Source organism: Pseudomonas sp. NC02, assembly GCF_002874965.1.
Classification (GTDB): Bacteria; Pseudomonadota; Gammaproteobacteria; order Pseudomonadales; family Pseudomonadaceae; genus Aquipseudomonas.
The window spans coordinates 3365429-3388789 of sequence record NZ_CP025624.1 but is presented as its reverse complement, the minus strand read 5'-3'; the positions used below and the strand labels follow the sequence as shown (position 1 = coordinate 3388789).

At 62.2% G+C, this 23361-nt stretch carries 17 protein-coding genes; 6 read left to right on the top strand and 11 right to left on the bottom strand.

The genetic code is table 11. The features are described from left to right. Positions 1–62 precede the first annotated feature (62 nt). Complete coding sequence (locus C0058_RS16210; protein ID WP_102369071.1) at positions 63–5207, top strand: YadA-like family protein; 5145 nt, start codon at positions 63–65, stop codon at positions 5205–5207. A gap of 489 nt (positions 5208–5696) precedes the next feature. On the opposite strand, the gene C0058_RS16200 is transcribed toward C0058_RS16210, so the two are convergent. Next, on the bottom strand, positions 5697–6446 hold the full coding sequence (locus tag C0058_RS16200) for an SDR family NAD(P)-dependent oxidoreductase (protein WP_102369069.1): 750 nt from the start codon (positions 6444–6446) through the stop codon (positions 5697–5699). A 99-nt stretch (positions 6447–6545) separates the two neighbouring features. On the opposite strand from C0058_RS16200, the gene C0058_RS16195 reads away from it, so the two are divergent. Further along, the gene (locus C0058_RS16195; RefSeq protein ID WP_008433396.1) at positions 6546–6905 is read left to right on the top strand and encodes a helix-turn-helix domain-containing protein; all 360 of its coding nucleotides are present in this window, start codon (positions 6546–6548) and stop codon (positions 6903–6905) included. 198 nt (positions 6906–7103) lie between these two features. Further along, positions 7104–8306, top strand: a complete 1203-nt coding sequence (locus C0058_RS16190) for a multidrug effflux MFS transporter (RefSeq protein WP_102369068.1) — start codon at positions 7104–7106, stop codon at positions 8304–8306. 40 nt (positions 8307–8346) lie between these two features. On the opposite strand, the gene C0058_RS16185 is transcribed toward C0058_RS16190, so the two are convergent. Beyond that, positions 8347–9426, bottom strand: coding sequence for a LacI family DNA-binding transcriptional regulator (locus C0058_RS16185; protein ID WP_003217664.1), 1080 nt, complete (start codon positions 9424–9426; stop codon positions 8347–8349). 203 nt (positions 9427–9629) lie between these two features. On the opposite strand from C0058_RS16185, the gene hisD reads away from it, so the two are divergent. Beyond that, positions 9630–10937 (top strand): histidinol dehydrogenase, encoded by a 1308-nt coding sequence (hisD, locus tag C0058_RS16180; protein WP_102369067.1) that lies wholly within the window; start codon positions 9630–9632, stop codon positions 10935–10937. Positions 10938–11057: 120 nt separating this feature from the next. Further along, positions 11058–12449 carry a GntP family permease gene (locus C0058_RS16175; protein WP_003217660.1) on the top strand — a complete coding sequence of 464 codons (1392 nt, stop codon included), beginning with the start codon at positions 11058–11060 and terminating at the stop codon, positions 12447–12449. A 39-nt stretch (positions 12450–12488) separates the two neighbouring features. On the opposite strand, the gene C0058_RS16170 is transcribed toward C0058_RS16175, so the two are convergent. The 9 genes from C0058_RS16170 to C0058_RS16130 all read right to left on the bottom strand — a co-directional run bounded on the left by C0058_RS16170 (position 12489) and on the right by C0058_RS16130 (position 22762). After that, on the bottom strand, positions 12489–12788 hold the full coding sequence (locus C0058_RS16170; RefSeq protein WP_003217658.1) for a DUF971 domain-containing protein: 300 nt from the start codon (positions 12786–12788) through the stop codon (positions 12489–12491). After that, a complete protein-coding gene (locus C0058_RS16165; RefSeq protein ID WP_102369066.1) occupies positions 12785–13738 on the bottom strand; it encodes a HEAT repeat domain-containing protein in 954 nt (317 codons plus the stop codon). The genes C0058_RS16170 and C0058_RS16165 overlap by 4 nt, the downstream gene beginning before the upstream one ends. Continuing rightward, the gene (locus C0058_RS16160) at positions 13735–14574 is read right to left on the bottom strand and encodes an ABC transporter ATP-binding protein (RefSeq protein WP_102369065.1); all 840 of its coding nucleotides are present in this window, start codon (positions 14572–14574) and stop codon (positions 13735–13737) included. The genes C0058_RS16165 and C0058_RS16160 overlap by 4 nt, the downstream gene beginning before the upstream one ends. Beyond that, positions 14574–15356 carry an ABC transporter permease gene (locus C0058_RS16155; protein WP_102369064.1) on the bottom strand — a complete coding sequence of 261 codons (783 nt, stop codon included), beginning with the start codon at positions 15354–15356 and terminating at the stop codon, positions 14574–14576. The genes C0058_RS16160 and C0058_RS16155 overlap by 1 nt, the downstream gene beginning before the upstream one ends. A gap of 12 nt (positions 15357–15368) precedes the next feature. Further along, positions 15369–16775 carry an ABC transporter substrate-binding protein gene (locus tag C0058_RS16150; protein ID WP_087692993.1) on the bottom strand — a complete coding sequence of 469 codons (1407 nt, stop codon included), beginning with the start codon at positions 16773–16775 and terminating at the stop codon, positions 15369–15371. 122 nt (positions 16776–16897) lie between these two features. Beyond that, positions 16898–17143, bottom strand: coding sequence for a ferredoxin family protein (locus tag C0058_RS16145; RefSeq protein ID WP_003217650.1), 246 nt, complete (start codon positions 17141–17143; stop codon positions 16898–16900). 39 nt (positions 17144–17182) lie between these two features. Further along, on the bottom strand, positions 17183–18913 hold the full coding sequence (locus C0058_RS16140; protein ID WP_003217648.1) for a fumarate reductase/succinate dehydrogenase flavoprotein subunit: 1731 nt from the start codon (positions 18911–18913) through the stop codon (positions 17183–17185). Next, a complete protein-coding gene (locus tag C0058_RS16135; RefSeq protein WP_102369063.1) occupies positions 18910–19671 on the bottom strand; it encodes a GntR family transcriptional regulator in 762 nt (253 codons plus the stop codon). The genes C0058_RS16140 and C0058_RS16135 overlap by 4 nt, the downstream gene beginning before the upstream one ends. A gap of 169 nt (positions 19672–19840) precedes the next feature. Further along, complete coding sequence (locus C0058_RS16130; protein ID WP_087692995.1) at positions 19841–22762, bottom strand: TonB-dependent receptor; 2922 nt, start codon at positions 22760–22762, stop codon at positions 19841–19843. A 229-nt stretch (positions 22763–22991) separates the two neighbouring features. On the opposite strand from C0058_RS16130, the gene C0058_RS16125 reads away from it, so the two are divergent. Then, positions 22992–23264, top strand: a complete 273-nt coding sequence (locus C0058_RS16125) for a DUF2790 domain-containing protein (protein ID WP_102369062.1) — start codon at positions 22992–22994, stop codon at positions 23262–23264. Positions 23265–23361 lie beyond the last annotated feature (97 nt).

Here is a 23361-nt window from a genome sequence, read left to right as displayed (position 1 = left end):
TCGGATTGCCGTGGTGCCTTGTTTCGGTTCGACGCATCCGTCAATGTCTCAGGTAAGTCATCGTGAAAGTCACATTGCGTTTCGATTCGCAGGTCGCTTGTCCGCATGCTGTTCCTCTCAACTCACTTCGCTCCCTCATTCGCGGCTTCTACTGCCCCGAGTTTGCGGTCACATCACCCGGTTGGCCGACTCTCGGCCTGCTGACCCTTACCGGGGTTTCGGCGCTGCTGGGCGTGTCTGATGCCCGTGCAGGCAACGGTGTACACATCAATGCGAATGACAGCGGCGAATGCGTCAGTCTCAATGACCCCCAAAATACTTATACTGCAGGCACCGGGGCCGACAGAGCCTATTTGAACGAAAACTTGAATTTCAAGGATGGTCAGTCGGGGCAGTGTGACTCGAACGCCAAGGATGGCCAAACCGAGAGCGTGATGTTCTATCGGCCGTTAGGAACACCGGGTGTTGGTGCAACCTCGCTTTCCTTGGGCGGGGAGCTGTATATCAACGGTGGGCGGCTGATGTTGGGAGGTGTCAACGGCAGCATCGCGATTGGCCATTCCGGCATTGAGGTTGGCGCCCCGCTTGCCACTGATAACGGCTTTGCCTTCGGCCGCGGTGCCCAGAGTACAGCCGCCTGGACCATGGCCTTAGGTCTTACCGCCAGGGCCCGGAACCCCTATGCACTGTCGTTCGGGAATACCGCTACGGCCTCCAATACATTCAGTACTGCATTCGGTTCGGCATCCACTGCTTCAGGTGAGTATGCCACTACACTCGGCGCGAGCGCGCAGGCGGGCGGTGCGAGTTCGTTCGCCGGCGGGCGATTCGCAGTATCACGAGGGGACAACTCGGTAGCGATCGGCAGGAACGCGAGCGCATCGAACTTGGAAAGCCTGGCACTTGGTTACAGCGCCCAGGCCCCCCAGAGGGCGAGTGTCGCGCTCGGCAGCTTCTCGGCCACTGACGATCTGCGCGAAGTTACGCCCGTGACCCTCAATGGACGCGTCTACTCCTTCGAGCGCAACAGCGCGGTCGGCACGGTCAGCGGCGGCAGTGCGGCGCGATTGCGCCAATGGATTTTTGTAGCTCCAGGGGCGGTGAACGCCACAAGTACCGATGCCATTAACGGTGCCCAGTTGTTCTCGGGATATGAGGCGATCCGCCGTCTTGGAACACGTGAGACCACGGCCGGTGAATCGATGGCACAGGCCTTGGGAACCGGCCCGCTCGCCCAGGGCAATCGGATAGTACCGATACCACTTGTACTGACCAGCCTTGCCCCGGAAACACCGTCGCCCACCACGCTGCTGGGGGCTCTGTCGGCCTTGGACAAAGCGCACAACGTCACTGATGACCGCATGGGTGAAGTGTTCGATTCCGTCATGGATATCTCGGAAAAATCCCAGGTGTTGAGGGCGACCAGGAGGTTCTACTGGAACCCCCAGACGGGTGCGTATGACGCCGACAGGGACGCTGGCGTGCCCACGTCGATTATCAATATGGCTGCCGGCGTGGCGGTAACGGATGCTGTCAACAAAGGTCAGTTGGACAGCGTTGAAAGCAGTGCCTTGCGTGCACAACAGGCGGCCGGCACCGCCACTGCTGCTGTGGACAAGGCTCATCAGGTGTCGTTGGCGGCAAAGGATGCCGCCGACTCATCGTTGGCACAGGCCAACAATGCCTCCCAGGAGGCAGCGGGTGCCCTTGCCGCCGCCAATCAAGCCCAGGGCAGCGCCAGCGCGGCGGCAAGCGCCGCCAGCAAGGCCGGTACGACCGCCGCCAACGCGCAAGCGGTAGCTGAGCGTGCCGACGTTGCTGCCGCAAGCGCTCAGCATTCGGCCCAGACCGCCCAAGGCGCCGCCACGCAGGCACACGCCAGCGCTACGACGGCGCAGGCTCTGGCCAGCGCGGCGCAAACCCGTGTCAAGGAAGTGGGAGATGTCGTGGACAAGGCTGCAACTGCCGCGACAGCTGCCCTGCGCTCGGCTGATGCCGTCTCGGATGCGGTCACTTCGGCGCAGGCTGCTGTAGCGGATGCACAAGACCGGACGGACCAGGCTGCCACTGCGGCTTCAAGTGCACAGGAGAGGGCCGATGGTGCACAGCGCGCTGCGGATGCGGCCTTGCTTGTGGGCAGGGAGGCCGACGTGGCCGCTGAAACCGCGCAAGCCACTGCCGGCCAGACCCTGAACGCGGCGAACGCGGTACAGGATGCAGCGGCTACCGCTCGTGAAATCGCCGATCGGGCTGCGGGGCTCGCGTCGACCGCCCAGGCTGCCGGTAAGGTCGCCAAGGACATGGCTGACAGAGCTCAGGACACGGCTGCGGGCGCACTCAGTGCGGTCGACTCGGCGCAGGTTTCAGCCAACGCCGCACTGAACGCGGCGACCGCCGCCCAGACAACGGCAGCCACCGCCCGGCAAACAGCTGACACGGCAGGTGCAGCGGCCGTCACAGCGCAAACCGATGCGCAGAATGCCCAAGGGACCGCAAAAAACGCTCACGAAACCGCCGCTTCTGCTCAAGACCTGGCCGATGTCGCCCAGCGTGGTGCAGACAGCGCGTTGGGTGCGCTGGAAAACGCTCAGGCCATCACCGACGGGGCCCAAGGCACTGCCGACCTCGCGTTGTCTTCAGCCTTGCAGGCGCAGCGGTCTGCGGATGCCGCGCAAAACACTGCAGGCGCTGCGCAGGGCTCGGCTGCCAGTGCGAATATCACTGCCATGGCCGCACGCAACAGCGCCGATACCGCATTGGGCGTCGCGTCGACAGCACGAGAAGCAGCCAGCGCTGCCGACACTACCGCCAGCCGGGCGCTGAGCCTCGCCACCGTCGCGCATGCTTCTGCGCAGGCGGCTCAAAGCCGTGCCGACACCGCTTCCGACGCGGCGTCCGGCACACAGCATGCCGTGCTGGAGACTCAAGCCAACGCTGAAGCTGCGTTGGGTGCGGCATCCACCGCTCAGACGGCTGCGCAGACCGCGCAGAGCGCCGCCGACCATGCGTTGCTGAGCGCCTCGCAGGTCAATCAGAAGGCCCTGACTGCCCAGAGCCGCGCCAATGCGTCTCTGGATGCGGCAAACACGGCACAGCGTTCGGCCGACACGGCCCACACCACAGCACAGCAAGCGAACAGCGCCAGCATCGATGCGATGAGTGTCGCCGTCGTAGCGCAGTCCGACGCCGACCAGGCGCAAGGCGTAGCGACGCAGGCAAGTCATCGAGCCGCTGCAGCACAAACGACAGCCGGCACGGCGTTAAGCGTCGCGTCGGTCGCTCAGCGAACGGCCGATAATGCCCAGGGCACTGCCAACGCCGCCCGGTCCACCGCTGATGTGGCTGCGATTCAGCTCGGCGGCCTGGACGGCGGGCAAACGGTGGTAGAGCGCCTGGACTCGGCGGTAAAAGCCGCTGCGGGCGTGGGTCGCGAGACCATCACTCGGCTGCTCGGAGGTGGCGCTACCGTGGACGCTGAAGGCCAGCCTACGGCACCTGGCTATAACATCCCCCTGATCGCAGCCGCTGGCAGTGCTCAGCCTGCAACCAGCCACGACAATGCAGGTGAGGCGCTGCACGCGGTGGCGGGCAATCTCTCCACGCTCAACGATGCCGTGCGTACCCAGGCCACTGAGCTGGACGCGCTGGTGGATAACATCCAGGGCCTGCGCGATGACACGTTGCAGTGGAGTGGTATCGACGGGGTCTACAACGCAGGCCGCGGTTCAGCCAGCGAGCCGGCCCGCATCGCCCGGTTGGCTTCCGGTAGCGCACAGGCTGATGCGGTGAACAAGGGTCAGTTGGATGACGTTGATCGCGCGGCGGTGGCAGCTCAGGGTGTTGCCCTGGCTGGGAAAACCATGGCTGACCAGGCGCAAAGCGTAGCCGTCGGTGCGACAGGCGTCGCTGCCATTGCACAGAGCCGCGCGGAGGCGGCCAGGGGCAGTGCCGAGGCCGCACAATCCGCTGCTGCTACTGCCCGTGATGGCGCCAGCGCAGCGCACGCCAGTGCAACTCTTGCCGGCCAGGTCGCGGACCAGTCAGCCGCCAGGCTGCAAGGTATCGCCCAAGGCGAAACGGTTCTCGGGCACATCCAGGTCTCCGCTAAAGCACATGACCAGTTCCTGGCTACCGCCATGGGCGGCGGCGCGAACGTGAACGCCGACGGTTCGACGAGCCCTTCCACCTATGCAGTGACGCAGTCTGGCCAGAACGGTGCCGAGGCTCAGTTGATCAAGGTCGACTCCATCGGGCAGGCATTCGGTCTACTCGATGACCGTATGGTGGCTACCGACGACCAATCGAATGCCATCAATGCGCAAGCCGAGACACTGCGCAAACAAATGGACAGCGGTGAGGTGGGGCATGTCCGCCAGGATCCGGTCAGTCGTGACATACAGTTGGCCGGCATTGCTGATGGGGCCCAGGTCGACATCAGTGGCAGCCAAGGCTCGCGCACGGTGGGTGGCGTTGATGACGGCGAGGTCAGTTCCACCAGCCTCGACGCCGTCAACGGGCGCCAACTGGAGGCAGTGAATCAGCAGGCCAGGCAATTGGGCCAGCAGTCTTCCGGCATTGCCGTGGATGCGAGCGAAGCCGGCGACAACGTATCCACGCGTCCGGATAGCCAATCGGTTGCGATCGGGGTGCAGACTCAGGCCGAAGGCGAGCGCAGTGTCGCCACCGGTGCTGGTGCCACTGCTCAGGCGAAACAGAGTACTGCGCTGGGTTCGCAAGCAGGCGCCAACGCGAAAAATAGCGTGGCGCTGGGGGCGGGGTCCCAAGCCACACGTGCCAGTAGCGTGGCAGTCGGTGCGTATGGCGCCGAGCGTCAGATCAGCCATGCAGCCGAGGCTGTGCAAGGCACGGACGCTGTCAATTTCCGCCAGGCAACTCGGCTTTCGAACCAAGCCGCCAATCGGTCGCTAACGGAGGCCAACGACTATACCGACCGCCGCGTCGGCAGCCTGCGGCAGGACGTGTACGCCGGTATTGCGGCGGTGATGGCCACCGCCGGGTTACCGGTTGCGTCCTCGCCGGGCAAGTCGATGGTGGCAATGGCAACGGCTGTGTACGAGGGTGAGCCCGCTTTGGCCATCGGGTTGACGGCGCGCTCCAGGGGTGGGAAGTGGACCTATCGCGCGACAGGTGCGGGCACCGCGCAGGGAGATTTCGGACTTACGTTGGGGCTTGGTTATCATTGGTAGTGCACTAGCTGCCGATAGGGCACAGCGGTAGCTTCCAGTCAGTAGCTACAGCTATAGAAAGCCTGGATCGCTCGCAGATGCGCTGCAGCCGTATTGTAAGCGCGGTGCCTGAGTTTGAGTTGGACGTAGATGAACGGAACGAGTTTGGGCAACGGAGCCGCATTACCAGCTTGCACGAGCATCGGTACACGCTGACCAGAAGAGAAACGGCACTGAATCAGCTTCATCGGCAGCCACCTCATTGAATAACTTGCCATGAACATGAAGGACATGGCCCGTTGAGAGAATGGACACCAGAAGTGGGTTTGTCGAATCAGCGCCTTAGGTAGCTCATGAACATCTATGACATGACCTGTCGTTTAACATAATATACATTATGCGTAATCATATGATCCGTTATCAGGGTCAGTGCCAGCCAGATTTCAACCAGTGCACCACGCTCCTCATCGACCAAACCCAGCCTGTCTCGATTTGGTCGATGAGCCTGGATCACACCTGAGCGAAACCGCCATCCACGAACATCTCGCTGCCCGTCATGAAGCTGCTCTCATCCGATGCCAGGAACAATGCCGCATTCGCCACTTCATCTGGCTGCCCCATACGACCCAGCGGTACACGCGTAACCATCGAATCGACAATCGCATCCTTCTGGCCGGTACCTGATAGCGCTCTGTCCAAACCTGGTGTCGTTGTCGGCCCAGGTGAAAGCACGTTCACGCGAATACCTGTGCCTTGCAGATCCAGCGCCCAGCTTCTTGCGAAGTTTCGCAGTGCGCCTTTCGACGCGCTGTAGACGCTGAACGCTGCGGTGCCCATCGAGGCCGTCGTCGAACCTGTCAGCACAATCGAGCCACCGGCGCTCATCAATGGCAACGCGTTCTGTACGGTGAACAACGTGCCTTTCACGTTCACGCCAAAGGTGCGATCAAACGATTCCTCCGTGATCGCACCAATGGGCTCCAGATCCCCAAGGCCCGCATTGGCGAACAACACATCAACACGACCTTTGTCAGCCTTGATCTGCGCGAATACCCGCTCAAGATCACGCAGGTTTGAAATGTCGCCCTGGATCGCGATCGCGTCATGCCCGATCAGGACCAAGGCTTTGTCCAGTTCATCCTGGCGGCGTCCCACGATAACGACCTGTGCACCTTCGGCCGCAAAGCGTATGGCGCTGGCCAAGCCGATCCCGCTGTTGCCACCGGTGACGATGGCGATTTTCCCGTTGAGCCTGTTCATGAGTGTTTCCCTCAAATGTTGAGGCCCAAGCGTAGATCTGCGCTATTGTTTTGAATAGTATGCACCTTTTGGTAAGTACCTCAGCCTGAGGGCAAAAACATGTCAAACAGCACCTTTAACTGCGGGCTCGACGCCGCCTTGGCGGTGATTGGCGGGAAATGGAAACCGTTGGTCCTGTACCACCTGGCCCATGAAGTTCACCGTTATGGCGAACTGCGGCGCGCCGTTGGCGGCGTGACGGACAAGGTGCTGATCCAGCAATTGAAGGAGCTGGAACGCGATGAGATCATCGCGCGCATCGACTACAAGGAGATACCGCCAAAGGTCGAATACTCCCTGACTCCCTTCGGACGCTCGCTGGCCCAGGCATTGGGGCCGCTTTGCCAATGGGGCACCGACCATATGCTGGCGGTTGAACGCATCAGTGAGCGCCGAGCGACCGCCCTCGCCCAGCCTTAAATTCGCGAAATATCCAACTCGACTAAATGGATATTTAGTTGAGTTAAATCAATACTTTACGTCTATCTCCCGTATCCATTGCCTATTCACGACACCCTGCCGCTGGTGACTATGTAGCGAGTCTGTAAACACCGGCTTGTATGCGCCGAGGGCGATCACTAAGCTGGCCCCTCTTTTTTACCGCCGCCCGGAACCACCATGTCTCGAAGTATCGCCCACCTCGCCCTGCTGCTGGGGTTGATCACCGCCGTCGGCCCGTTTGCCATCGACAGCTACCTGCCGGCGTTGCCGACACTCGGCGCCAGCCTGCATGCCTCGCCTGCCGCGGTGCAGATGAGCCTGACGGTGTTCTTCATGATCATCGGTGTGTGCCAGCTGTTCTACGGCCCGATCAGCGATGTGTTCGGGCGCAAGCCGCCGATCTATGCCGGCCTGGCGATTTTCATCGTGGCCAGCATTGGTTGCGCCCTCGCCCCCTCCATCGAGGTGCTGATCGGCTTCCGGGCGTTGCAGGCCTTTGGCGCCTGCGCCGGGATGGTGATTCCACGGGCGATTGTGCGTGACTTGTACACCGGCCATGAAGCCGCGCGCCTGATGGCGTTGCTGATGCTGGTGGTGAGCATTTCACCGATTCTCGCACCGCTGGCCGGCAGCGTGATCATTGCCGTGTGGAGCTGGCGCGAAGTGTTTTGGGTACTGGGTGTGGCTGCAGTGCTGTGCCTGATCATGACCGCCGTGCAATTGCCGGAAACCCACCCCGCCGAACGCCGCCTGGGCAAGACCCTGGGCAATGCGTTCGGCAGCTACGGCGCGTTGCTGCGTGATCCGGTGTTTACCGGGTTGTCGGTAGTGGGCGGTTTTGGCCTTGCGACGTTCTTCGTGTTCATCGGCAGCGCGCCATTCGTTTACATCGAGTACTACGGGCTCACGCCAACGCAATTCAGCCTGTGCTTTGCCCTCAACGCGGCGTCGTTTTTTGCCCTGAGCCAGTTGACCGCGCGCTTGAGTGCACGCTTCGGCCTCGCACCGTTGATTCGCTGGTCGGTAGCGGGCGTGGCGACCGTCATGACCTTGCTGGCACTTACCACGCTGTGGGTCAATAGCCTGCCGTTGATGATGGCGCTGCTGTTTATCGGCTTCGGTTTTCTCGGGCTGCTGTTGCCGGCGGCCGGGGTATTGTCCCTGGAAGACCATGGCGCAGTGGCCGGTTCTGCATCAGCGTTGCTGGGCGCGATCCAAATGATCACCGCCGCCGTGTGCATGGCGGTGGTGGGTGTGTTTGCCGACCACACCCCGGCACCGATGTTGATCGGCATCGCCCTGAGCGCGGTGGCGGCGATGCTGACTGCGTGGTGGACCCTCAACCGATTGCCACCGCACCTGGCCCGCGCGGGGTCATAGCGACGCCGGGTAGGTCGTCGCCAGCCTTCGACCGAATGGCTCACGCCTGTTCCTGGGGTTGCCACACCCGGCAGTCGGGCCCCTGCTCTACCCCGCTGTCCGGGACTTTCGCGCTTTTGCGTACGATCAACCGCCCCCTTACGACTTCCTGAATGGCAGGCGTATCGGGGTTTTCCAATTGCGCGCAGATGATCCCAACCGCACGACTCACCATATCGCTCACCGGTTGAACGTAGGTGGTCAACGAAAACACTGGCCAGGCGGCCAGGCCGATGTCATCGAACCCGACAATCGAGATCTCTTTGCCCGGTGTGAGCCCGAACTCTTCGCGTGCGACATTGATGGCGCCCAGGGCCATGATGTCATTCGCACAAAAAATCCCGTCAGGCGGACTGTCACTCGACAGCAGCCGGCGTACGGCCTCCATCGCGCCTTCAAAGGTGTAGTCACCCACGGCGCGTTGCGGTACCGGATGCCCCAGACGTTGCAGTGCGTCGACAAAGGCGATTTCCCGGTCACGACTGGTCGAGGAGCTTTCCTTGCCGGCGATATAAGCCAGCTCGCGATGCCCGCCAGCCACCAGGAACTGCGCAATTTCCATGCTGCCCTGGGCGTTGTCGCTGGTCACGCTGGAGATACTGGTGCTGTCATTTCGACGGTTGACCAGCACCACTGGCAACCCGGTTTGCTTGCACTCCTCGGCAAACCGCGAAGACAGGCTCGCCGACACCAGCACCAGCGCCTCCACGCGGTAGCCCAGAATCTCTTCCAGCACCGGGTCAGAGTCTTCGTGGTTGGCCGTGGAGAACAACAGTACTCGATAGCCAAGCTCTTCGAACGCCGCCGACAAGGCTTCCAGCACTGCAGAATAAAACGGGTTTTCCATACTTGGCGCGACCACGCCAATCAGGTTGGAGCGCCGCTTGATCAACGAGCGCGCCCACTGGTTCGGACGGTAGCCCAATGCTGCCGCCGCCGCCTCCACCTTCTGCCGGGTCTTCGGCGAAACACTCGCGCCTTTGGTGAACGTTCGCGAGACCGCAGACTGCGAGACACCGGCCAACCGGGCCACATCATGGGCAGTGATCGGGTGTCTGGAAGGGTCGTTGGAGTCTGCCATTGAGTCTGCATCCACATTTCAAATGCCGATCATACCTGCCATTTAAAGCGAGGTGTGTCGCCCGTCCCATGCTCGCCCGTCTCGCGCAAATTTCTCGGTCTTTTTTCGCCCTCCCCCTTTTCATCTCGTCCGGGAATGGCTTAGCATCGGCTCAATTGCATACGTATGCAATATCTAAAACAACAACGCTAGGAATTCATCCCATGGCAATTTGGCTCAAAAAAGGCGCAGAAGCGTCCGTCATCAAATCAGCAGCGCGTGAGGTGCGTGACACCGTCGAAAAGACCCTGGCAGACATCGAAGAACGGGGTGATGACGCGATTCGTGAGCTGTCGATCCGCTTCGACAACCTGGACCGGGATGACTACCGGCTCTCCAGCGCCGAGATCGATGCCTGCATGGCGCAGTTGACCAAGCGCGACATCACCGACATCGAATTCGCCCAGACCCAGGTGCGCAATTTCGCCCAGCACCAGCGCAACAGTATGCGTGACCTGGAAGTCGAAACCCTGCCGGGCGTAGTGCTCGGCCACAAGCACATTCCGGTTAACGCGGCGGGCTGCTATGTACCCGGTGGCAAGTATCCGTTGCTGGCCTCCGCGCACATGTCGGTGATCACCGCCAAGGTCGCCGGGGTTCCACGCATCATCACTTGCGCCCCGCCGTTCCATGGCAAGCCGGCACCGGCGATTGTCGCCGCACAGCACATGGCGGGTGCCGACGAGATCTACTGCCTGGGCGGCATCCAGGCTATCGGCGCCATGGCCCTGGGCACCCAGTCGATTGCTGCGGTGGACATGCTGGTGGGGCCGGGCAACGCGTTTGTGGCGGAAGCCAAGCGTCAATTGTTCGGCCGCGTCGGTATCGACCTGTTCGCCGGTCCGACCGAGACCCTGGTAATCGCCGATGAAACCGTGGACGGTGAAATCTGCGCCACGGACCTGCTCGGTCAAGCCGAACACGGCCCGGATTCCCCGGCGATCCTGCTCACCACGTCGGAAAAACTCGCCCGCGAGACGATGGCTGAAATCGAGCGCTTGCTGACGATCCTGCCGACCGCCGGGATTGCGCGCCAGGCCTGGGAAAGCTTCGGCGAAGTGATCGTCGTTGAAGACGAACAGGAGATGCTCGCCATTGCCAATGACCTGGCGTTCGAACACGTACAAGTCATGACCCGTGACCCGGACTTCTTCCTGGACAACATGCGCAACTACGGCGCCCTCTTCCTCGGCCCTCGCACCAACGTCTCCTACGGCGACAAGGTGATTGGTACCAACCACACCCTGCCCACCAAAAAAGCCGCGCGTTACACCGGTGGGCTATGGGTCGGCAAGTTCATCAAGACCTGCACCTACCAGAAAGTGATGACCGACGAAGCCTCCTCCCTCATCGGCGAATACTGCTCACGCCTGTGTGCCCTCGAAGGGTTCTCCGGGCATGGCGAACAGGCCAACATCCGCGTGCGTCGCTACGGCCACAAGCATGTCCCTTACGCCGGTATCGCAGAATAAAAACAGCTTGGCTACAACGGGTCGCGCCACGTGCGCGGCCCGACAACAACAAAAATCATAGCCATCGCGCAGCCCAACACTGGCCCTCTGCGCCAAAGGCCCAGCCTCGAAGGACATCCCATGAGTGTCATCATCGCCTTGCTGGCGTTGTTCGCGTTAATGCTCGCTGCATATCGGGGATACAGCGTCATTATCTTCGCGCCTCTCGCCGCACTCGCTGCCGTTCTACTGACTGACCCCGGCGCCGTTGCGCCGGCGTTCACTGATATTTTCATGGACAAGATGGTCGGCTTTATCAAACTGTACTTTCCGGTGTTTTTGCTCGGCGCCGTGTTTGGAAAGTTGATTGAGTTGTCCGGCTTTTCCCGCTCCATTGTCAAAGCCGTGATCCAGGTGCTCGGCAGCAGCCAGGCCATGCTGGTGATTGTGCTGGTCTGTGCGCTGCTCACCTACGGCGGTGTTTCGCTGTTCGTGGTGGTGTTTGCGGTGTATCCGTTTGCCGCGGAAATGTTCCGCCAAAGCAACATTCCCAAGCGCCTGATGCCCGCAACGATCGCCCTGGGTGCCTTCACCTTCACCATGGATGCGTTGCCTGGTTCGCCGCAGATCCAGAACATCATTCCCACCACGTTTTTCGGTACCACGTCCTGGGCGGCGCCCTGGCTGGGAGTCCTGGGTTCGTTGTTCGTACTGATCGGCGGCATGCTGTACCTGGAGCGCCAGCGACGCAAAGCCCGGCGCGCGGGCGAGGGTTATGGCACCGACCTGCGCAATGAGCCCGAAACGCCCCAGGACATCGCCCTGCCCCACCCGTTAGTGGCGTTGCTGCCGTTGCTGTTGGTAGGCGTGATGAACCTGGCCTTCACCCACTGGATTCCACAGTGGTACGGCAGCATTTATGAAATTGACCTGCCCGGACTGAAGGCACCGATCCAGACCCAGGTATCGAAGATGATCGCCATCTGGTCGGTCCAGGCGGCCTTGCTGGTAGGCATCGTCACGGTCTTTGCATTCGCCTGGCGCACCCTCGTCAGCAAACTCGCCGAAGGCAGCCGCACCGCCGTCGGCGGGGCCATGCTCGCTACGCTCAATACCGCCTCGGAATATGGGTTTGGCGCAGTGATTGCGGCGTTGCCTGGCTTCGTTGCAGTGGTTGAAGCGCTCAAGGTGATCCCCAATCCGCTGATCAACCAGGCCATCACCATTAACTTGCTGGCGGGTATTACCGGGTCGTCATCGGGTGGCATGAGCATTGCCCTGGCGGCGATGTCGGACACCTTCATCGCCTCCGCCAACGCCGCGCATATCCCGCTGGAAGTCATGCACCGTGTGGCCGCCATGGCTGCCGGGGGCATGGACACCCTGCCCCACAACGGCGCGGTCATCACCTTGCTGGCGGTCACCGGCCTGACTCACCGCCAGGCCTATAAAGACATTTTCGGCATGACGATCTTCAAGGTACTGGCGGCGTTTTTCGTGATTGGCGTGTACTACCTCACCGGGCTGGTTTGATCCGGACCGTGTGACGGGAAGTTATACCGCCGCGTTGTTTTAGTCCGACGGAGCCCCGGCCTGGGGCTCCATCTGTGCCAAATAAGCCCACGGGTAAATCCCCCGCTGGTGCCCATCGCTGAAAATCAACTGCACGCCATACCCCTGGGGATGGACCTCCAGCACCCGGACACGGTCCGACACCAGCGGCGGCATGCCTCTCAACCGAAAGGCCCGGCACTGCGAGCACGGGCATTCACGGCGCAGGCGAGCGTGGTCGATCCATTGCACGCCGTCGCGCCATTCCAGCCTCAAGCGCCCATCATCATCGCGGCCAATGCCGTTCGGTGCACTGTTCATTGCAGTTGTGCCAGGGCAATGCGCACCGCCTTGCGTACTTCCGGGTCGCCATCGTCGGCCGCATCACGCAGCGGGCCAAGGGCCTGTCGGTCGCCCAACTCGCCCAGCGCCAGGGCGGCTTCCTTGCGCAGGTTGCTGATGCTGTGGCCCAACGTCAGGAGCAGCGCCGACAACGCCGGTGCATACCGCAGGCGCCCAAGGCTGCGGGTAGCGCGCAGGCGGACTTGCCAGTAGTCATCGGCCAGCGCCGTGATCAAGGCGTCGCCCGCGCGGGTGCTACCGACTTTGCCCAAGGTGGTCGCGGCCTCTTCCCGTACTTGCCAGGTGGCGTCCTGCAACGCTTCATACAGCGCCGGCAGTACCCGCTCATCACTGGCCAGGCCGAGGGCGCCAGTGGCGGCACGCCGGACTTCGGTGTCCGGATCGCTGCTGGCCAACCTCGCCAGGGCGTCCAATGCCGGCAGGTGCTTGAGCCAGCCGAGCACACCGACCGCTTCGCGGCGCACCCCCGCATCGGTATCGTTCAGCGCCAGCATTGCCGACGGCGCCGCCGCTTCAAGGCGCAACTCGCGCAGGGCACGGAAGATTGCCGTGCGCACGCTGACGTCGGCGTGGGTGGCCCATGGCAATAACAGCCGGCCCGCCTGCGTCGACTTGAGTACGCTCAAGCTCTGGGCGGCGGCATCACGTACCGACGCTTCAGTGTCGGTCAGCGCCTGGCACAGCGCCTCGACCACTGCGTCTTCTTCCCACGCCTCCAGCAGGCTGGCAGCCTGGGCACGCACGTCGGTGGCCGGGTCGTGGCGCAGGCTGTCCACCAGCCACACCAGGCCGTCGGGGTCTTCCAGGTCAGCCAGGTCAATCAGGGCGATCCGGCGCATGCCGGCATCCGGCGCTTGTAGCCGGGGGCGCAGGGCTTGGATGTCGGGGTTTTCGGTTTCATAGGTCATATGGCAAATCGCGGTCTTGGGTGATCGTTGGGTAGCCCGAGCGGGTTCAGCCGTGGTAACTGGCGACCATCTTCGTGGTGCAGCAGTTCCAGGCAATGGCGCTTGAGGTGGGTAAATTCCGGCGAGGTCATCAGTTCGGTGCTGCGCGGCCTTGGGAAAGTCAGCTGGAAATCCTCGATGATGCGCCCGGGGCGCGGGCTCATCACCAGGATGCGGTCGGCCAGGAACAGCGCTTCGTCGATGTCATGGGTGACAAACACAACAGTTGTGCGGATGCGCGTCCAGATGTCCAGCAGCAAGGCCTGCATCTTCATGCGGGTCAGGGCATCCAGCGCGCCGAACGGCTCATCCATCAACAGCAGGCCGGGACGATTGATCAACACCCGGGCAATTTCCACCCGCTGCTGCATGCCACCCGACAGCTGGTTGGGCCAGCGCTCGGCAAAACCTTCCAGGCCCACCAGGTGAAGGATCTCATCGGCGGCGGCCAGGCGCTCGGCCTTGCCTACGCCGCGCATCTTCAGGCCGAAGGCAACGTTTTCGCGCACCGTACGCCAAGGGAACAGTGTGTGTTGCTGAAACACCATGCCCCGTTGCTGGGACGGCCCGGCAACCGGCCGGCCATCCATTTCCAGCGTGCCCTGGCTTGGCGTGAGATGCCCGGCCAGCGCGCCGAGCAAGGTCGACTTGCCACACCCGGACGGGCCGAGGATGCACACGAACTGCCCCGGCTCGATCCTGCAATCCAGGGCTTTCACCGCCTCGAATGCCTGCTGCTGTTCGCCCAATACAATGGACAAGCCGCGTATGTCGACACGGCCTTCAAGATGACTCATCAGGCTTTACCTCGTGGTCGATGCCAGGGAGTGAACAGTGCGCCGAGACGCTTGACCAAAAGGCTGCTGCCCATGCCCAGCACGCCGATCAACAGCATGCCAACGACAATGTCGGCATAGTTCTGGATGGTGTAGGACTCCCAGGTGTAATAGCCGATGCCGTACTGACCGGAGATCATTTCCGCTGTCACCAGGCAGAACCACGAAGTGCCCATGCCAATCGCCAGGCCGGTGATGATGCTCGGCGCGGCGCCCGACAAAATCACCTCCAGCAGGATCGCCCGGCGCCCTGCCCCCAGGCTGCGCGCCGAGGCGATCAGCCGAGGATCGACGCCTTCCACGCCATGCACCGTATTGAGCAGCACCGGAAACAGCGCGCCGGTGAAGGTGATGAAGATCATCGACAGCTCCGACGACGGGAACATCAGGATCGCCAGCGGAATCCAGGCCACCGCCGGGATCGGCCGGATCACCTCCAGCGGCGGCAACAGCAGGTCTTCCGCCCACTTCCAGCGGCCAATCGCGATGCCCAGGCCGATCCCCACCAGCGCGGCCGCCAGGTAGCCCTCGAACACCCGGGTCAGGCTTGCGCTCAAGTGCCGCACAAGCTTGCCCGAGTCCGCCAGCCCCAGGGCCGCCTGCACCACGGAGCCCGGCGTGGGCACATTGGCAAACGTCACCAGCCACAGGTTCCAGTGCTGGCTGGCCGCCAACTGCCAGAACAGCAGGCACAACAGCAAGGAAGCGGCCTTGGGCAGCCAGCGCCATGGGGTGCTTGTCATGAACACGCTCCCTCAGCGACCGGCAACGGCCTGCGCGCCGGCGTCGGTGAAATTGAACACCTTGCCGCCCTGGGCCTGGGCAAATTGCTGCGCCTGGCCCTTGAGCAGGAATGCACTGAGTTGGCCGTGCTGGTTGGTGGCAAACCAGGCCTGGCTCGCCAGCAGCTTGATGCCGCTGTCTTCGGCCTGGGCATACACGGCGCGCACCGCCTTGCCTTGTTTGTTCAGGCTGTCCAGCGCGGTGAACGCCGCCTCGGCCGACGCGTAATCGCGCACCTTGGGCTCACCCTTGACCCAGATTTGCGCGACGTGCTTCCAGTCAGTGATCGGCGCGCCGCTCAGAGCGTCGTTGGCCTTCAGCGGGGCCTGGGCGTAGTTGCCCAATTGCGCCGCATAGTCCAGGCCCGAGGCCTTGAACGCGGCACGGATGTACTGGTCATCGATAAAGGTATTGAGGTCCAGGCCACGGTCGGCCTTTTTCAGCAGCTTGAGGGTGTCGATCGCGGTGCCCACGGCCTGGCGGTATTCGGGCTTCCAGCTCAAGTCACGGGTCTGCACGCCCAGCGGGCCATGGAACAGGTAGTTGACCTCGGCTTCGACGCCGGTGACTTTTTCGATCAGCTCGCTGTACTTCTCCGGCTCTGCGGCCAGCAACTGATTGGCCTCGATACTCGCGCGCAGGTAGGCGACGACCACTTCCGGATACTGTTTGGCATAACTTTCGTCCACCAGCGCGCCGTGGAACGTCGGGGTGTTGGATTGCGAGCCGTCGTAGATCTTGCGGGCGAAACCACGGTTGGGGAACAGTTCGCCGAACGGCACAAAGTCGGCATGGGCGTCGATCTTGTTGGCCTGCAACGCCGAGCCTGCCACTTCGGGAGCCTGGGCAATGATGTTGACGTCCTTGAGCGGGTCCCAGCCCTGGGCCGCAACAGCGCGCAGCAACATGCCATGGGCCGTGGAGGCGAACGGCACGGAAATCGTCTTGCCTTTGAGGTCCGCCAGGGACTGGGCGCTGGAAGCGACCGGCACCACAATGCCGTTGCCGCTGCCCTTGATGTTGCCCGACAACACGCTGATGAACAGGCTGTGCTTGCCCGCCGCCTCGAACGCTACGCCGTTGAAGGCACCGGGGAAGTCGGCCATTGCGCCAAAGTCCAGTTTGCCGGCGACCATTTCATTGGTCAGCGGCGCGCCACTGGTGAAGTTTTTCCACTGCACGTCGTAGGTCGCGTCCTTGTACTTGCCGTCGTGCGGCAGGTATTTGTCCAGCAGCCCCAGCTCGCGGATCAGCAAGCCGCCCGCGGCACAGTTGATGGTGGTGTCCTGGGTGCCGATGGCCACCCGGATCGTTTGTGCCTGGGCCGACAGGCTCAAGCAAGCCAGCACCAGGCCGGCCAGGGTTGCGCGCAATAACATTGGGTAGTTCCCCTCGAATCATGGTTGAAGGAATCGTCTCCGCCACGGTCTGGCGCGGTGGGAAACGAGGGGGTGTGGCTAGGGCTGCGTCCGGGGTTGGCGGATGGCGTTTGCGGCAGGTCTCAGCGCAACAGGTACGGAATCTCGACCTTGACTGCGCCGGTGGGGCAATCTTTTTCACAGGGCATGCAGTACCAGCATTCATCGAACGCCATGTACGCCTTCTGCGTTGCCGGGTTGATCGCCAACAGGTCCATCGGGCACACGTCGACGCAGACCGTGCAGCCTTTTTCGGCGATGCACTTGTCCTCGTCCACCGTTACCGGGGCGTTGGAGCGAAAGAATATTTCCTGGGGCTGATAGGCCATTTCACGGTGTCCTGTGGTGAGCGAGCTTGGGGGGCACATTCAGGCGGCGTCAGCCCCTACGCGCAGGCGGTCGTAAGCCTGCATCTCTTCGGCATCCAGCGGGATCACATAGGGCTCGACGGGTTTCTTGAAGCTGACCATCTGCCCGTCCTCGCCCTTTTTCAGGTGGCAATGGCAGAACCAGTCGGCGTCGTTGCGTTGCGGGTGGTCGACCCGGTAGTGGTACAGGCCCCAGCGGCTTTCGGCGCGGTACAGCGAGGCGCGGGCAGCCATTTCGGCGCAGTCGCGGATCACGCTGGTTTCCATGGCGCGCATCAATTCATGGGGGTTGTGCGCCTTCATCTGGTCCAGGTCGCGCTCGATATCGGCGAAGCGTTGCAAGCCGATTTCCATCTTGCGGGTGACCTTGGGCGGCTGCAGGTAATCGTTGACGAAGCGCCGCAGCTTGTACTCGACCTGGGCCGGCGGCAGACCGGTTTCGCGGTCCAGTGGCGCATAGACCCGAGCCTGCTCGGCGGCCACTTGCCGGGCATCCACCGCGCTGAATTCGCGCCCGGCCACAAAGCTTGCCGCGTTGGTGCCGGCAAACCAGCCATAGGTGAACGCGCCGAGCATATAGTTATGTGGCACCGCCGCCATGTCGCCCGCTGAATACAGGCCCTTGACCGAGGTTTCCGCGCGCTCGTTGACCCACACGCCCGACGCCGAATGCCCGCTGCAAAAGCCGATCTCGGAGATATGCATCTCGACCATCTGGCTGCGGTAGTCGGTGCCCCGGTTGGCGTGGAACTGGCCACGGCTGGGGCGCTCGTTGCTGTGCAGGATCTGCTCGATGTTCTGGATGGTTTCCTCCGCCAGGTGATCGAGCTTGAGGAACACCGGGCCGTTGCCGCTTTCCAGTTCCTGGTGGAACTCCCACATCATCTGCCCGCTCCAGTAGTCGCACTCGATGAAGCGTTCACCCTTGTTGTTGGCGGTATAGCCGCCCAAGGGGCCGGTGACATAGGCGCACGCCGGGCCGTTGTAATCCTTGATCAGCGGGTTGATCTGGAAGCACTCCAGGTTCGCCAGTTCGGCTCCGGCGTGGTAGGCCATGGCGTAGCCGTCGCCGGCATTGGTCGGGTTTTCATAGGTGCCCATCAGGTAACCCGAGGACGGCAAGCCCAGGCGGCCGGCCGCGCCGCAGCAGAGGATCACCGCCTTGGCCTTGATCACCTGGAAGTCCGCAGTGCGGCAGTCAAAACCCATCACGCCATTCACCGCGCCTTCGCTGTCGGTCAGCAAGCGGGTGCACACCAGGCGGTTGGTGATGCTGACCCGGGCGCGCTTGAGCTGGCGATACAGCACCTTCTTGATGTCGTGCCCTTCAGGCATCGGCAACACGTAGGCGCCCATGTGATGGACTTTTTTCACCGCGTAATCGCCGGTTTCGTCCTTCTCGAACTTCACGCCCCAGCGGTCCAACTGCTCGATGGTTTCAAAACTGTGGGTCGCGTAGGCGTACACCGCCGCCTGATTGACGATGCCGTCGTTGGCAATCGTGATTTCCTTGGTGTACTGCTCCGGCGTGGAGTGGCCGGGAATGATCGCGTTGTTGAGGCCGTCCATGCCCATGCTGATGGCGCCGCTGCGCTTGACGTTGGCCTTGTCGATCAGCAATACGCGCAGATCGCGGTTGGCCTCCTTGGCCTTGATCGCCGCCATGGGGCCGGCAGTGCCGCCGCCGATCACCACGATGTCGTATTCCAGTTCCAGGGTTTGGCGGCTCACGGGCGGCTACCTCGCTGACGGTCGATGCGCAGGCGATACTGAAACGCGTCGCCACGGTAATACAGGTGTTCGAAGTCCACGGGCTGACCGCCTGCGGTGTGGGTCAGGCGTTCGATGCGCATGATCGGCGAGCCGGCCTCGACGTTCAGCGCCTGGGTCAGCTCGCTGTCGGCGAGTACCGCGTCAATCGCCACGTCGGCGTGACCCAGTTGCAAGCCGCAGTCGTTCTCCAGGATCAGGAAGATGTCGCGGGTCACCAGGTCGGCGTTTTCCAGGCGTTCGCCCAGGGCCTGGCTGAGGTAGGTGATTTCCAGCGACACCGGCTCGCGGTTGATCAGCCGTACCCGCTTGATCTGCGCGACAGTGCTGCCCTCCTCCACGCCCAGGCGCTCGGCCACCAGCTTGTCGGCGGGCACGAAGCGGTAGCTGCGCAGGCGGTTGATCACTTCATAGCCGCGCTCGGTCATGGACTCGCCCAACCCCTGCAGGGTGCTGACGTTCTGATAAGCCTTGGGTTTGGAAACAAAGGTGCCTTTGCCGTGGATCTTGTAGATCAGGCCTTCCTTTTGCAGATCACCCAGGGCCTGGCGCACGGTGATGCGGCTGACTTTGAAGCGCGTGCCCAGTTCGCTCTCGGAAGGCATCTGGGTGTTCGGCGCGTACTCACCATCAAGGATGCGGCTGCGCAGCAGGTCCCGCAGTTGGGCATGCAGCGGAACGCTGGACAGAGGGGATAAGGCGACGGTTGATTCGTTCATCAGGACCACTTGTCATAACGAGTTATGACGTGATCATAAGGAGTCTTATGAAAAGCCTGGAAATACCGTTTTGGAATAAGGTTATGGACCGGCGAAACCCGCTGCACCTGCGAGGCAGGCGCAGCGGATCCGTCGGTTTTATAGCGCAGTGTCTGAAGCGGATGAACAATCAGAAGTTATAGCTGACTCGGGTATAGAGGATGCGGCCAAACGGGTCGGCGTATTTCGGGTCGTACCCGCTCTGGAACGCATAGGTCTGGTTGCTGAACGGCGGCGCGCGGTCAAACAGGTTTTTCGCGCCCAGCGTGACGGCCAGGGACTTGCTCCAGTTGTAGGTACCCGCCAGGTCCCAGACGTTGTAAGAGCCTACAGAGTCGTGAGTGTCGGGGTCCGAGTCGTGATAGCCACTGGTGTAGCGGTTGGTCAGGCTGACGCCCAGCGGTCCCCGCGCCCAGGTACCGGTCAGGCTGTGGCGCCAACGCGCAACGGCGCCCGCGGTGGAGAACTCGCCGCCACGGAAATCACCGAGTTTGTCGATGTAGTCGCCCTTGAGCTCCTGCTGGTATTTGTATTCGTTGACGTAGGTGCCTTGCAGGCCGATGCCGAAGTCACCGATGGCGGTGCTCGGGAAGCGGTAGTCGAAACTCACATCCACGCCGTTGGTCTTGGTCTTACCCAGGTTGGCAAGGCCGGTAACGATGTGATCGATGGAGCCATCCGCCTTGCGAATCAGGCGGTCGCCGTAGGCATCCGGGTCGTCGAATACCGACGATTCAGGAAATTCGGCAATCTGGTTGGCGATGGTGATCCACCAGAAATCCAGGCCGGCACTGAGGCGCTCGATCGGTTGGAACACGAAACCAAAGGTCACGTTACGTGCGGTTTCCGGGCTCAAGCTGCCGTTGCCCCCGCTTTGCCGGCGGAACTGCTGGGCGCAGTCGCGGTTGCCGATCCCGCCATTGGCCGGGGTGCCGCCCGGGCACAGGCGCGGGTCGTTGTAGTTGGCCACGGTGTAGCTGGTGTAGGTCGGGTTGTACAACTCGTACAGCGACGGCGCACGGAAGCCTTCACTGTAGGCACCGCGCACCACCAGTTCCTTGAACGGCTGGAAGCGGAACGAGTATTTCGGGTTGGTGGTGCTGCCAAAGTCGCTGTATTTGTCATGACGCACGGCGGCAGACAGTTCCAGGCTTTCGAGCACCGGCACGTTGACCTCGGCGTACTCGGCCGACACGCTGCGATTGCCGCGCACCGCGCCATTGGGGTCTACACCCAGGCTCTGCACGGTCTCGGCAAACTGGGCGAAATCCTGGTGGAAATCCTCCTTGCGATATTCACCGCCCAGCGCCAGGCCCGTCGGCCCCGCACCGAACCAGTCACCGATTTCACGGCTTACGCGCCCGTCGATACTCTTCACTCGGCCCACGGCAGTGGCGTAATCGCCATCGACGCGGCTGGAGGCGAGCAACGCCCTGCCCGCTTCACTCTGCGGCCCGAACGGGTTGATCACACCGTTGGCAATCCCCTGGCTGATGGTCTGGTCGTTTACATAGCCGTCAAGAATGGTTTGCACCACTTTGTTCTGGTTGTAGGACGCGCCGACGTTGTAGTCCCAGTTCGCCACATTGCCTTCAAAGCTCAGCAGCAGCCGCTGGCTGGTGTTGTCATCTTCGTGCTTGCGCGCGCCGGCATCGGTTTCACGCCAGTTCACGTCTACCGGCTGTGTCGGGTCCAGGGCGAAACCCGTGGGGCCCGGGGTGATGCCGTTGCCCGGATAGAAAGGCGTACCCGGATTGACCTGGGCGCCCATCAGGGTGCCTGGGCCAATCTGCGTGCGGTTTTCGTTGCGCGCCCAGAAGTATTCGAGGCTGACGGTATGGTCATCGGCCAGCTTGCCGGTGGCTTTGGCAAAGGCCGAGGTTTTTTCGGTTTCCGGCACCAGGTCCAGGTAACTCCACAGGCTTTGGCGGCAGATGCCATTGCGTGACAGCAGCCCGGGGGAATTGCAACCGGAGCCGGCCAGCGGGTTGGTCGCGTTGCTGCCCTGGCTCCAGTTGGCCGGCGCGGCGGTGCCGGAGGTGAAATCCAGGCCGCGACCTGGCTGGTAGTTGTAGGTGAAGTCACGGTCCTTGGCCGCCAGGCGCGTCTGCTTGTCGTAGCTGACCACGCCGAACACGTTGAAGCGGTCCTCTTCAAGGTCGCCGAAACCGTAGCTGCCACTGAAGTTATGGCTGTCGCCGCCCCCGGAGCGTGTGGGCGAATCGTAGTTGGTGGAAAGTTGCCCACCGGTGAGGCTGGTCTTGGTAATGAAGTTGATCACCCCGCCAATCGCATCGGTGCCGTACAGTGCCGAGGCGCCATCGCGCAGGACTTCCACGCGGTCGATGGCGGCGAACGGGATGGTGTTCAAGTCCACCCCGGAACCGTTGGTGGTGTTGACGGCGTTGTTGCTCAGGCGCCGGCCATTGAGCAGCACCAGGGTTTTGTTCGCGCCAATCCCGCGCAAGTCGGCATACGCCGCACCGCCGCTGCTGGAGCCCACCGAACGCCCGGAGCCAACGGCAGACTGGTTGGCCGAAATGCGGTTGATCAACTCCTCGGTGGTGCTCACACCCTGCTCGCGCAATTGCTCGACCCGCAGGATGGTTACCGGCACTGCCGTTTCCGCGTCCACCCGGCGAATCGCCGAGCCGGTCACCGTGACTTTTTCCAGGCGGTAATCAGTACTTTTGCCCTCGGCCGGTGCGACGCTGGTGGACGTCACGGGTGCTGGATGCACCGTCAGCCCCTGTTCGCTGTCGCTCACTTGCAGGCCGCTGCCCTGCAACGCCTTGTCCACCGCTTGCAGGCTGCCCAAATCGCCGCGGATGGCGGCACTGCGCTTGCCCTGCACCCACTGTTGATTGAACGAAATCATCACCCCGGTCTGCCGGGAGATATCCAGCAGCACCGTATCAAGCGGGCCGCCAGCGATATCGAAGGTGAACACCTGGCCGGCCACTTCCTGGGCCATCACCGATGTCGTGCACACTCCCATCGCCAGCGCCGCCGTCAGCGTCAGCCTTGGTAGTTGTTGTTTGAATAAAAACATCGAGGAACTCCCTGTTGTATGTGTCTACAGGGATGAGCAACGGCAGACGGATATTTATAGGGCTGCGTTTAGGCGAAGATGCTATGAGTTTATAACCGGTTATAAGAGGCTTGCTGCATCGATTTGGCTGATGTCTTCTATTGGCCCGCAAGCGTTCATCCCCGCGCCAGGTGCTTTGTAGAATGAACCCCACAGTCAAGCCACCACCTTCGTGGTGTCGGAGGTTCTCATGCGTTATCTGCTTATCGCCGTGCTGGGCCTGTTCAGCACACTTGCCTTCGCCCAGGGCGAAACCCCGGTACCCACTGTGAGTGCCAACACCCCCGCCAGCGAGGCGTACGACTATTCCCAGGACCTGGACATCGCCAAGGTGGTGCGCGTCAGTACCGAATCCTCCACCGAGTGCGGGCCGGTCAAGGGTCACATGGTCTACATCGACAGCCACGGCGTGCGCCATGAACTGGACTACATGCGCCTGGGCGATGCCTGCCAGCACGGTTGAGCGCAAACCATTCGTCGGGCTCGGCCGGCATCGATTACAACTATCCGGCAGCTGAAAATCACTAATCCATAGAACCCGTTGTGATCTATGGAGATTG